Below are 12,079 nucleotides of genomic sequence, written 5' to 3' on the forward strand. Positions count from 1 at the left end.
GAGAAAGTTTCCCCCTCCCTTCCCCCGTACCCCCTTCCCTCCCTCTTCAAAGACTTTTGACCTTATCGAATCCTTCATCACGGTTTTACGGAATACAAAAACGGCTTGCTGATTTTCTCCGGCAAGCCGTTCCTTTGTCTTGGCTGTGTTATAGAAAAGGCTCTGTCATAGAAAATGCTTAATGCTTTTTTCCTTGAAACTCCAAAGGAATAACCAACAAAATGCCTCAGCCATAGAGTCCGCCAAGGGAAAAGCTGGAAAAAAGCTGTATTTTCACTGTGCCGTAGATGAAACAACCAGATACTTATGATAGAGCCAAGGAAAAAAGCATCAATTATTTTCTATGGCTCTGTCATAGTATCTGGTTGTTTCATCTCAGCAATATTCTGAAAAATACATACTTTTTTCCAATTTTTTCGCTGGCGGACTTTATGATTTTAGGGATGTTACTGATTGCTTCTTTGGAATTTCAAGAAATAAAGCATCAACCGTTTTCTATGACACAGCCTTTTCCTTGAAGTTCCAAAGGGATAACCGGCAAAATGCCTTATCCATAGCTCCCGCCAAGGGGAAAACCAGAGAAAAAGGCTGTATTTTCACCTCACTGTGGAGATGAAACAACCACATACTATAACAGAGCTTTTTTTATCCCACCCCATTGCCCGACAGGAACTTCCGCCGCGCAGCCTCCCCACCAGTTGAAAGTCTTGGGAAGGGGTGGGGAGGGTTTGGGAGGGGCGGGGAGAACCCTTCTCCAGAAGGGTTTCCCCGCCCCTCCCAATCGTCATCTGCTTCCCCGCACGACTTCCTCGGCGGAGGGGCTCAGAAGCCTGTCGAGCTGGGCATAGGCTTCTTCAGGGGCCTGCCCGCGCTTGGCGGCGATGGAGGCGAGGTTGTCTACGGCATCGCAGGGGCGGAGATAAAGCGGATCAAGATCCTTGTGTCCCCATGCTTCGTCGGGCAGGGCGAGAGCCAGATCGAGCAGGGCCTGCGCCGTGGGATGGACAAGGGCGGGCAGAAGGAGCGGCGCGGGATCGCCGAAGAGTTCCTGAAGCTGAGGCAGGTTGCGGGCTACGCCGCTGCCGAGCATGAAGTCGGGGCGCTCCCCGCCGCAGGCCGCCGGGATTTCCCACATGGCGGGTTCGCCCATGGGGGAGGGCAGGGCGGAACCGGGGGGGCACAGAAAATCCTGCCCGTGCACGAGGCCGCGCCGGGCGTGGGTGATCACGCGGATGCGCGTTTCGCGGACGGGAAAGAGAAGGCCGAAAGGCACGGAGGCGGCGAGGGCTTGGAGCGCATTGAGCGGCGCAACGGCGGCCCCTGTAGCCCGGCGGAAGGCGGCGGCTGTCGTCAGCGCAAGCCGGAGGCCGGTAAAGCTCCCCGGCCCGGCTACGCAGGCGATGCGGGAGATGTCCGACGGCATGATGCCGAGGCGCTGGAAGGCGTCCGCCAGTGCGGGCGTCAGCAGTTCGGTCCCCTTGGAGGGGGCGCTCCATTCCTGCGCGCACACGAGGGAGCCTTCCTGCTCCAGCACAAACTGGATGCGGCCCTCGGAGGCGTTCATGATCAGCGTGGTATTCATGAGAACAGCCTTGTCAAATCATTCCATGTGGCGAGGATCATCAGCCCAAGCAGCAGCGCCATGCCCACCTTCGCGGACCATTCGCGTGCCGTGGCGCTGACGGGCCGCCCCATGATCATCTCAAGCGTAAAGAAGACGATGTGCCCGCCGTCGAGGATCGGGATGGGCAGCAGGTTGAGGATGCCGAGGTTGACGCTGATGAGCGCCGCGAGCAGCAGTACGGCGGAAAGGCCCTGTTCGGCCTGCTGGCCGACCATCTGGGCGATGAGGATGGGGCCGCCCACGTTGTCCAGCGGAACCACGCGCTGCGCGAGTTTGACGAAGCTCTCGCAGGTGAAGGCGATCATGTCCCACGTCTGCCTGAATCCGGCTCCGATGGCTTCGACGGGGCCGAGGGGCAGGTGGCCTGTCGCGGCGGATGCCTGGATGCCGATGAGCCACGCGGGTTTCTCTTCACCGAAGATATTGGCGCGGGTTTTGGCTTCGGGGGTGAGGGTCAACGTGATTTCCGAACCGCTGCGGGACAATACGATGGTTACCGGGCTGCCGTTCCCGGCCCCAATGCCTTCCGCAACGGCGTTCCAGTTTTCGATGGGCTTGCCGTCGATGGACAGCACACGGTCACCGGGTTGGATGCCGGCTGCGGCGGCGGGAGTCCCCGGCGAGACGGCCCCGACTTCGGGAAGCAGGTAGGTCTGGCCCTGCGCCCATGCAATGCCGCAGTAAATGATCAGCGCCAGCACGAAGTTGGCGACCGGGCCGGCCAGAACGACCAGAAGGCGGTGCCACGCGGGGCGGCCGGAGTACAATTCTTCGGGGGCGAACAATACGCCGTCGATTTCTTTGCCTTTGGGATCGGGCTGTTCGGCCTCATCCTCTTCCCCGGCAAGGGCCACATAGCCGCCGAGGGGAATCAGGGAGAGGCAATAATCGGTTTTGCCGCGCCGGAGCTTCAGGAGCTTGGGCCCGAACCCCAGCGAGAAGGTGCGCACGCCGATACGGAACAGGCGGGCGACGGCGAAGTGTCCGAGTTCATGGAAAAAGATAAGGCCGCCAAGGACAAGCAGCACGGCGAGGGCGCTTTCCCAGTGCGAGAGTATGTTGAGCAGAAAGTCCATTTATACCTTCTCTATCCACAGGCCGGCGCGGAGCCGGGTTTCGTGGTCAAGGGTTTCGATGGCTTCGAGCGAAGCCGGATCGGGGGCCGAGCACTCGTCCAGAGCCCGGCCGATGATGTCGGGGATGTCCATGAAGCCGATGCGCCCGGACAAAAAAGCCTCGACCGCAACCTCGTTGGCCGCGTTGAGCACGACGGGCAGGGCGGAACCTTTGCCGATGGTCCGGCAGGCGAGTTTAAGGCACGGAAAGGAATGTAAGTCCGGCTCCTCGAAGGTCAAGGCGCCTGAACGGGCAAGATCCAGAGGCGGAACGCCCGCATCAAGGCAGAGCGGCCATGCGAGGCAGTAGGCGATGGGCATGCGCATGTCCGGGGTTCCCGCCTGCGCCATGAGGGAGCCGTCTTCAAATTCCACCAGCGAATGTACCAGCGACTGCGGGTGTACCAGTACGCCGATGCGTTCCAGCGGCAGGCCGTAGAGGTGATGGGCCTCGATGATCTCCAGCCCTTTGTTCATCATTGAAGCCGAGTCGATGGTGATTTTCGCGCCCATGCTCCAGTTGGGGTGCCTGAGCGCCTGCGCGGGCGTCACCGTGGCGAGGAAGTCCCGTTTTTTGCCGCGGAAAGGGCCTCCTGACGCCGTGAGGATGATCCGCCTGACCGTTTCGGGGTTGCGCCCCCGCAGGCCCTGAAACACGGCGTTGTGCTCGGAGTCCACGGGCAGGATGACCGCCCCCGTGCGCGCGCAGGTTTCCCGGAGCATCCCCCCGGCGAGCACGAGGGATTCCTTGTTGGCGAGGCAGATGACCTTGCCCGCTTCGGCGGCGGCCATCGTAGCCCGCAGCCCGGCTGCGCCCATCTGCGCGGAAAGAACCGTGGAGGCTTCGGGCAGGGAGGCCAGTTCCGCGTACCCTTGCGGGCCCACGAGGATTTCCGGTTCATAGCCGGATGGAAGCGCGGCAAGCAGGGCTTTGCGCCCCTCTTCGGTCTGGATCCCCAGATACGGGGGACGCCAGCGGAGGGCCTGCCCGATCAGGCGTTCGACGTTGCGGCCTCCAGCCAATGCGACGACATTGAACAGATCCGGGTGTTTTTCGATGACGCGCAGCGTGTTGACGCCGATGGAGCCCGTGCTGCCCAAGAGGGCGACGGGGCGGGGAAAGGCGTTTTCCCACTCGGACGAAGGAAGTTCTGTTATATAGCGGAGCATGCGTTTCCCAGTGCGAAAAAGGGAAGTCCTGAAACTTCCCCGGTATTGGCGTTTCGGCGGCGGTGCGTGCCGAGACGTCTGGTATTTCCCTGCCCCTGCGGACAGGGCCGCAAAAGCCTTTTGCAGGGGCTGGGCTCCGTGCCGTCAGGCTTGAGGAAGGGAGCCGGAAATAGCTTTCCCTCCCTTCCTCAAGCTTCCGGCACTGCAGAAGCCGCCGATCAGAAAAATGTCACGAGGGCCTTGGCGCACTCGTAGGTCGGGATCACGAACAGCAGGCTGTCCACACGGTCGAGGACGCCGCCGTGTCCGGGCAGGACGCTGCCCGAATCCTTGACCGAGCGGGAACGCTTGAGCGCCGATTCAAAGAAGTCCCCAAGCTGGGCCATGACGCCGAGCACAAGGCCAAGCAGGGCGTAGTCGCCGACGCCGGCCGTGGGCACGCCGAATGCGAGGCCAAAGCATACCGCCACGGCCACGCTGGCGGCGAGCCCGGCGGCGCTGCCTTCGACGCTCTTCTTGGGGCTGACCTTGGGCCAGATTTTGTGCTTGCCGAAGCGCATGCCGAAGAAATAGGCCACGGTGTCCGAGCCCGCCGCCGTGCAGATGAGCAGCAGTTGCTCGTGGATGGAGAAATTCAGGGCGGGCATGATCAGCATGGGGACGTACAGCAGCCCCCCGGCGAGCACCGCCACCCGCGTGAAGCGGTATTTCTCGTCATGCGCCCAGCAGAACAGGAACATGCAGGCTAGGATGAGCGTGGACAAGGCGAGGGCCATGACGACCATTTCGGGGCGCATCCATGCGGCGGTGATGAGCAGGCCGCCGAGCGCAAGGCCGAGGATGCGCCCGCCGATGTTGGCCTTGAGCGGCCAGAACATGGTGTAGAATTCCCACAGGCCGACCAGCGTGAACAGGAGCAACAGGCCGAAAAGGTACGGCCCGGAAAGGTAGAGGGCGGTTCCAAGGACGCCCACAAGCACCGCGCCGGTGGCGATCCTCGGAAAATGTTTTGAGGCGATGATCATTGAATCTGCTCCTGCGTCAGCCCAAAACGGCGATTGCGGCCCGCATATTCGACGAGAGCCTTGCGCAGGGCTTCAGGCGTGAAGTCGGGCCAATAGGTGGATGTGAAATAGAGTTCGCTGTAGGCGCTCTGAAAGGTCAGGTAATTGCTGATGCGCTGCTCCCCGCTGGTACGGATGATGAGATCGGGATCCGGCTGCCCGGCGGAATACAGGCACGAACGGAATGCGTCCTCGGTCACCGCTTCCGGCTTGAAGCCCTGCCGTATGAGCAGGCGCGCGGCCCGAAGGATTTCCTCCCGCCCCGAATAGTTGAGGGCGAGGTTGACGATCATGCCGGAACACTTCGCCGTGCGGCTCATGGCATGGCGCAGGGCCGTGCGGGCGGGAAGCGGCAGGCCGTCGAGATCCCCGAACACGCGCAGGCTGATGCCGTTGCGCTCCATGGAGGGAAGCTCTTCGCCAAGGAAGTTGACCAGCAGCTGGAAGAGCAGGCTGACCTCATCCTTGGGGCGGCCCCAGTTTTCCTGAGAGAAGGTGTAGAGCGTCAGGTGGCGGATGCCGAGCGTGCGGCACTCGGTCACGATGGCTTTGGCGGCGCGGACGCCGGCCTTATGGCCTTCGCTGCGGGACAGGCCGCGCGCCTGCGCCCAGCGGCCGTTGCCGTCCATGATGATGGCAATATGGGCCGGGAGCGAGGCGGCGGGAATCGGAAGCGGGGAAGGTTCGGACATGGACGTCAGGCAACCTCAGCGTAACAACGTAAAAAGGCCGGAGGGAGGGGCCTCCTCCACTCATTCAGCGGGCATGTGGAGGCCCCTTTGCACTGGCAGCGCGGCATCCCGGGATGGCGGGGCGGGGATTCCGCCGGAAACGGCGCACCCCGGCGAGATAACCCCGGCGGAATACCCCCGGAGAATGCCCGTTTCAAGAGCCGCCCGCTCAAGGGGCCATCCGCCTCAGGCGGGGCGTTCCCTGCCTTTGGGGAGAAGCAATATGCCGCCCCCATCAGCCGAAAGTTTCAAAAGGACGGGAGGCGAGGGCCGGGAAGGGAAGAGGGCAGGTTGTTGGCGCGGCCTCTCCCCCCTTCCCGGTTCCGCCTCTTACAGATCCATGATTTCCTTTTCCTTGGCGGCGCACTTTTCATCGACTTTGGCGACGTACTTGTCCGTCAGCTTCTGGACGTCATCGGTGGCCTTCTTGAGCTCGTCCTCGGAGATGGCCTTGTCCTTTTCCAGCTTCTTGAGCTGGTCGTTGGCGTCGCGGCGGACGTTGCGGACGGCGACCTTGGCTTCCTCGCCGGACTTGCGGGCGAGCTTGCCGAGCTCCTTGCGGCGTTCCTCGGTCAACGGCGGGATGGAGATGCGGATGATCTTGCCGTCGTTCACGGGGGTCAGGCCAAGGTCGGACTTGAGGATGGCCTTTTCCACGCCGGCGAACGCGCCGCGATCCCACGGCTGGATGGTGATGGTGCGGCTATCCGGGATGGCGACGGACGCGAGCTGGCTGATGGGCGTGGGCGTGCCGTAGTAATCCACCTTGATGTTGTCTACAAGGCCGGTGGAGGCACGGCCGGTGCGGAGGCGGCTGAATTCGCGATCCAGCGCGCCGAGGGCCTTGTCCATGCGATCTTCGGAATCCAGCAAGACGCTTTCTTTATCCATAACGCTTAATCTCCTTCGACGGTGGTGCCGGGGTTTTCGCCCATGACCACCTTTTTGATGCTGCCGTTGAACATGTTGCACACGATGATCGGGACCTGGTTTTCCTGGGCCAGCGTGATGGCCGTGGAATCCATGACCTTGAGGTGCCGCCGCAGGGTTTCCTCATAGCTGAGGTGCTTGAACATCACGGCGTCGTCGTGCTTCATGGGGTCCTTGTCATAAACGCCGTCGACCTTGGTGGCCTTGATGATGGCGTCGCACTTGAGCTCCATGCCGCGCAGGGCCGCCGCGGTATCCGTGGTGAAGTACGGATTGCCCGTCCCGGCGGCGCAGATGATCACACGGCCCTTTTCCAGATGCCGCATGGCGCGGCGGCGGACATAGGGCTCACAAACTTCCTGCATGGCGATGGCCGAAAGCACGCGGGTGGGATGGCCGGCCTTTTCCAGCGCGTCCTGCACGGCAAGCGCGTTCAGCACGGTGGCGAGCATCCCCATGTAGTCCGCGGAGGAACGCTCCATGCCCTCGGCGGACGCGGACAGCCCGCGGAAAATGTTGCCGCCGCCGATGACCAGCGCGACCTCAAGCCCCATATCCACCACATCGGCTATTTCTGCACATATCTTTGAAACCGTATGGGGGTCAATACCTATCTGTTTTTCCCCGGCGAGCGCCTCGCCGCTGAGCTTGAGCAGTACGCGCTTGTATTTGAGTTCGGCCATGTCCTCTCCCTTTTTTAACGGTGGTTGTAGGGAAAACCCCAGTTGCCTTCATCGACCCTGACGTACTTGAGGAAGGCGTAAAACGCCCCGTGGGCCGCGTTGATGAACCCGGCCTTGCCGTCAAGGAAGCCTTTTTTGAGCAGATAGATGCGGAGGAAGCGCCCGATGCCGTGCAGCACGCCGAGGGCGAGGCCGCCCTTTTTGCCTCGCGCCGCGAGATCGTCGGCCCCCTGCTGGGCGTAGGAATTGATCTTGTCCAAATGTTCCCGGAAATCTTTGTAGGGATAGTGCAGGATGTCGCCGTCGAGTTCCTGTGTGCGCCCATTGGGGTCGATGTGCTCGTGCGCGCCGCTCTGGGTGAAGTGGACACCGCTGCGGCGGAAAACGCGCAGGAGGCGATCGGGATACCAGCCGCTGTGCTTGAGGAAGCGGTCGTAATACCACGAGCGCCGCGCCGGAGTGAAGCCGCAGAGATCGGCGGGCGCGTTGGGCAGGGCGGCGAGGATGGCGTCACGGAGCGGTTCCGAACAGATTTCGTCCTGATCAAGGGAAACCACCCAATCGGTTTCGACGAGGCCGAGGGCGTATTCAAACTGGGGGAGGGCGCCGCTCCAGGGATGCTGCACGAACGTCGCGCCGTGCTTCCGAGCGATGGACTCCGTGGCGTCGGAACTGAACGAGTCCACGACGATGACGGCGTCACAGAACGCGAGCGACTCAAGACATTTATCGAGCAGGCGTTCGCCGTTGTAGGTGAGGACCAGACCCGTAATGGTGGGTTTTCCGGGCGTATCGGAACTCATGCGCGCTCCTTGGTCAGAGAGGAAACGACATCGCGGACGGCTCCGGCAACAGCAGCGGCGTCGGCCTCGGAGAGTTCGGGATACATGGGCAGGCTGAGGATGCGCGGCATGACGGCCTCGGTAACGGGCAGGCCGTCCGGCGCGAGCGCCACGCTGCCCCGGTAGGCATCCTGAAGGTGCACCGGGAAGGGGTAGTGGACGGCAGTGCCTACGCCCCTGTCGCGGAGCCGCCTTTGCACCTCGTCGCGATCCGGGCATTGGACGACATACAGATGGTAAACCGGTTCCACGAAATCTGGAATCGTCGGCAGGACAAGGCCGGGGACGCCGGACAGCCCGCGGCGGTAGATCTCCGCCAGCGCGCGGCGTTTGGCGTTCTTGGCGGGCAGTTCGGGCAGGAGGACGTTGAGGAAGGCGGCCTGCAATTCGTCGAGCCGGGTATTGATGCCGGGTTCGCTGCTCAGGTAATGCGTCCGCCAGCCGTATTCGCGCACGCTGCGGATACGTTCGGCAAGGGCGTCGTCGGAGGTGACGACACAGCCGCCGTCGCCCACCGCGCCGAGGTTCTTGGTCGGATAAAAGCTGAACGTCCCGGCGATGCCGACGGATCCGGCGGGACGGCCCTTATAGGCCGCGCCGTGGGCCTGTGCGCAGTCTTCGATGAGGGGCAGATCCCCGGCGACGGCGCGGATGGCGTCCAGATCGGCGCAGCATCCGTAGAGGTGGACCGGCAGCACGGCGGCGGGCCTGCCCGGATAACGGCCCGCGCGGGCGGCCTCAAGCGCTTTGGCGAGGCTTTCCGGCGACATGGTATAGGTCACAGGATCGATGTCCACGAGCACGGGCGTCGCCCCGGCGCATTCGATGGCGGCGACGGTCGCGACGGCGGTATGGGACACCGTGAACACGAGGCCGCCCTTGCCGATGCCGAGGGCGCGCAGGGCCACCTCTATGGCATCAGTCCCGTTGCCCACGCCGACGGCATGTTTCACGGAGCAGAACGCGGCAAACGACTCTTCAAACTGCCGGACCTGTTTGCCGTTGATGTACCAGCCGCCGTCCAGCACGTCGGCGGCGGCCTTGAGCAGGGCGTCGCGCCGGCTGCGGAACGCCGCGCCGGGGTTGGCTTGTGGGATGAGGGGTGCGTTCATGGCAATCCTTATAAATAATCCTGAAGCCGGGGACGGTAATAGCCGACGATCTGCCGGAGGCCGTCCCTGAGTTCCGTCCGGGGCTCCCAGCCGAGGAGCGAGCGCAGGCGGCTGTCGTCGGCGTAGTAGTCGCCGATGTCGATCTTTTTGCGGTCGACGGGATATTCCCGGACTTCATAAGCCCCTTCGCCCGCCGTGTCCACGAGGAGATCGGCGAGATCGCGCAGGGAAATGCGCTTGCCGCCGCCGATGTTGAAAATCCGGCCGAAGGCTTCCTCATGCAGCGCGGCGCGCATCATGGCGTCCACGCAGTCATCGACATAGGTGAAGTCGCGGAGCTGTTCGCCCCCCCACACTTCAAACGGCCTGCCGGTGAGCACCTGCCTGACCCACACGCCGAGGAACGTCTGGCGGGCGTCCTTGATGCGCATGCGCGGCCCGATGGTGTTGGTGAGGCGCAGCGAGCAGGCGCGGATGCCGTACACGTTGTTGTAGAGGATATGATACCATTCGCCGGCCATCTTGTTGATGCCGTTGACGTCGACGGGGCGGACGGGGTGGCTTTCGTCCACGGGCAGATAGTCGGGCTTGCCGTAGATCTGCCGCGTCCCGGCGAATACGATGCGGATGCCCGGATTGGCGCTCCGGCAGGCTTCGAGGATGGAAAGCTGCGCCTTGCAGTTGATGTCCAGATCCGTATACGGATCGGCCATGGAATCCATATGGCTGGTCTGCCCGGCGAGGTTGAACAGAAAATCCTGCCCCTTCACCAGCGTTTTCATGCTGTGGGGATCGCGGACGTCGGAAATATTGACCTTGAAGCGGGATTCGTAACCGCGGATGTTTGCCGGGTTCCCCCCGTATTCGGGGATAAGGCTGTCGACGAGCGTGACGGAAGCGCCTTCTTCAAGAAGGCGGATACCAAGGTTGGAGCCGATGAACCCCAACCCTCCCGTGATGAGCACATGCGCGCCGGAATAGAGACTCATTATCGGATCCTGCGGTTGCGATTACAAAAAAGGGGGGCATGGCCCCCCTCTTACAGTCAGTGGCGTAAACTATTCGGCGCCGAGCTGAATCCGCACGAAGCGGACAACGGTGATCGGCTCGCCGATGGCCTTGGAAGCGCCCTTGATGAGATCGCCGATCGTCATCTTGTCGTCGCGGATGTAGAGCTGGTCGAGCAGGCACACGTCCTTGCAGAACTTCTTGACCGCGCCTTCGGCGATCTTTTCGATGATCTGTTCGGGCTTGCCTTCTTCGCGGGCCTTCTGGCGATAGACTTCGCGTTCGTGTTCGACCACTTCGGGGTTCAGGCCCTCGGCGGACACGGCGAGCGGGGAAGCGGCGGCGATCTGCATGGCCACGTTCTTCGCCAGTTCGTGGAAGGCTTCGGAAGCCGCGGCGGCGTCGCTGCCGGTCTGCATTTCCACGAGTACGGCGAGCTTGCCGTTGGAGTGCAGGTAGCCGCCGATCAGGCCGGACTTGCCGGCGGCGAGTTCCATCTTGGCGAACTTGCCGAGGCCCATGTTTTCGCCGGTGGTGGCGATAACACCATCAAGAGCTTCCTTCACGGTGACGGAGGCGTCGGCCACGAAAGGAGCGGCGAGCAGCGCTTCGGAATCGGCGTATTCACCCTTGGCGACCTGAGCCACCATGTCTTTCACGAAGCCCTGGAACTTGTCGCCGCGGGCCACGAAGTCGGTTTCGCACTTGACTTCGACAGCCGCGCCGGACTTGCCGTCGGCGGCCAGCTCAAAGCCCACGAGACCTTCGGAGGTGGCGCGGCCGGCCTTCTTGGCGGCCTTGGAAAGACCCTTCTGGCGGAGCCAGTCGACGGCCTTTTCCATGTCGCCGTCGCATTCCGTAAGGGCTTTCTTGCAGTCCATCATGCCCGCGGCGGTCTTTTCGCGCAGGTCTTTAACCATAGCAGCAGTGATGCTCATGAGAATCTCCGAAATACGTTGGTTATTCGGCGGCGGCTTCGGCGGCGGGGGCTTCTTCAGCCTTGGCTTCGGCGGCGGCAGCCTTCTTCAGTTCTTCCTCGGCGTCCTTGTTCTTGGAGTCCTTGCGCATGGCTTCGCCTTCGAGGCAGGCTTCGGCCATGGCGGTGACGAAAAGCTTAATGGCGCGGATGGCGTCGTCGTTGCCGGGGATGATGTAGTCGATGACGTCGGGATCGCAGTTGGTGTCGGTGACGGCCACGATCGGGATGCCGAGCTTGCGGCATTCCTTGACGGCGATTTCTTCACGGTTGGGGTCGATGATGAAGGCGAGCTGCGGGAGGCGATCCATGTCCTTGATGCCGCCGAGGGTCAGCTCAAGCTTGGCCATTTCGCGCTGCAGGGTCAGGATTTCCTTCTTCTGGTAGCGGTTTACGGAACCGTCGGCGAACATGGCTTCGAGCTTCTTGAGGCGCTCGATGCTCTTCTGAATGGTGGCGAAGTTGGTGAGGGTGCCGCCCATCCAGCGGTTGGTCACATGGAACTGACCGGCGCGGCCGGCTTCGGCGGCGACGGCTTCCTGAGCCTGACGCTTGGTGCCGATGAACAGCACGCGGCCGCCGTTGGCGACGGTTTCCACGATCTTGTCGTGGGCGGTGCGGTACAGCTTCACGGTCTGCTGGAGGTCGATGATATGGATGCCGTTGCGGGCGCCGAAAATGAACGGGCGCATCTTGGGGTTCCAACGGCGGGTCTGATGGCCGAAATGGACGCCAGTTTCCAGCATCTGCTTCATGCTAACGTATGCCATGATATGTCTCCTTCGACATGGGGGTTTGCTTCCACCCCGGCCCTGACCCTTCTA

General features: G+C 62.4%; 13 protein-coding genes. 1 reads left to right on the forward strand and 12 read right to left on the reverse strand.

What is annotated here, in order from left to right; all coding sequences use genetic code 11:
• The first annotated feature begins 287 nt into the window (after positions 1-287).
• Positions 288-518: a hypothetical protein gene (locus ACZM8Y_RS02360; protein ID WP_487480088.1), complete on the forward strand. Its 231-nt coding sequence runs from the start codon at positions 288-290 to the stop codon at positions 516-518.
• A gap of 266 nt (positions 519-784) precedes the next feature.
• Here the strand turns inward: ACZM8Y_RS02360 and tsaB are convergent, their stop codons facing one another.
• The 12 genes from tsaB to rpsB form a co-directional block, all read right to left on the reverse strand.
• A complete protein-coding gene (gene tsaB, locus ACZM8Y_RS02365) occupies positions 785-1,582 on the reverse strand; it encodes a tRNA (adenosine(37)-N6)-threonylcarbamoyltransferase complex dimerization subunit type 1 TsaB (protein ID WP_482334815.1) in 798 nt (265 codons plus the stop codon).
• Positions 1,579-2,700 (reverse strand): RIP metalloprotease RseP, encoded by a 1,122-nt coding sequence (rseP, locus tag ACZM8Y_RS02370; protein WP_308771299.1) that lies wholly within the window; start codon positions 2,698-2,700, stop codon positions 1,579-1,581. Before rseP ends, tsaB begins: the two co-directional genes overlap by 4 nt.
• A complete protein-coding gene (gene dxr / locus ACZM8Y_RS02375; RefSeq protein WP_487480087.1) occupies positions 2,701-3,909 on the reverse strand; it encodes a 1-deoxy-D-xylulose-5-phosphate reductoisomerase in 1,209 nt (402 codons plus the stop codon).
• Positions 3,910-4,127: 218 nt separating this feature from the next.
• Positions 4,128-4,934, reverse strand: a complete 807-nt coding sequence (locus ACZM8Y_RS02380) for a phosphatidate cytidylyltransferase (protein ID WP_302552756.1) — start codon at positions 4,932-4,934, stop codon at positions 4,128-4,130.
• A complete protein-coding gene (gene uppS / locus ACZM8Y_RS02385; protein ID WP_479858923.1) occupies positions 4,931-5,665 on the reverse strand; it encodes a polyprenyl diphosphate synthase in 735 nt (244 codons plus the stop codon). The genes ACZM8Y_RS02380 and uppS overlap by 4 nt, the downstream gene beginning before the upstream one ends.
• A 369-nt stretch (positions 5,666-6,034) precedes the next feature.
• Complete coding sequence (gene frr / locus ACZM8Y_RS02390) at positions 6,035-6,595, reverse strand: ribosome recycling factor (RefSeq protein ID WP_302552758.1); 561 nt, start codon at positions 6,593-6,595, stop codon at positions 6,035-6,037.
• Positions 6,596-6,600: 5 nt separating this feature from the next.
• A complete protein-coding gene (gene pyrH, locus ACZM8Y_RS02395) occupies positions 6,601-7,317 on the reverse strand; it encodes a UMP kinase (RefSeq protein ID WP_302552759.1) in 717 nt (238 codons plus the stop codon).
• A gap of 14 nt (positions 7,318-7,331) precedes the next feature.
• The gene (locus tag ACZM8Y_RS02400; RefSeq protein ID WP_337430372.1) at positions 7,332-8,120 is read right to left on the reverse strand and encodes a glycosyltransferase family 2 protein; all 789 of its coding nucleotides are present in this window, start codon (positions 8,118-8,120) and stop codon (positions 7,332-7,334) included.
• Positions 8,117-9,271 (reverse strand): DegT/DnrJ/EryC1/StrS family aminotransferase, encoded by a 1,155-nt coding sequence (locus ACZM8Y_RS02405; RefSeq protein ID WP_479858925.1) that lies wholly within the window; start codon positions 9,269-9,271, stop codon positions 8,117-8,119. The genes ACZM8Y_RS02400 and ACZM8Y_RS02405 overlap by 4 nt, the downstream gene beginning before the upstream one ends.
• Before the next feature lie 8 nt (positions 9,272-9,279).
• Entirely contained in the window at positions 9,280-10,260 is a 981-nt protein-coding gene (locus ACZM8Y_RS02410) for an NAD-dependent epimerase/dehydratase family protein (RefSeq protein ID WP_482330345.1), read from the reverse strand.
• 69 nt (positions 10,261-10,329) lie between these two features.
• Entirely contained in the window at positions 10,330-11,217 is an 888-nt protein-coding gene (gene tsf, locus ACZM8Y_RS02415) for a translation elongation factor Ts (RefSeq protein ID WP_479858926.1), read from the reverse strand.
• A gap of 22 nt (positions 11,218-11,239) precedes the next feature.
• Positions 11,240-12,025, reverse strand: a complete 786-nt coding sequence (rpsB, locus tag ACZM8Y_RS02420; RefSeq protein WP_302552764.1) for a 30S ribosomal protein S2 — start codon at positions 12,023-12,025, stop codon at positions 11,240-11,242.
• Between the last annotated feature and the right edge of the window lie 54 nt (positions 12,026-12,079).

Source organism: Bilophila sp., from assembly GCF_057864385.1.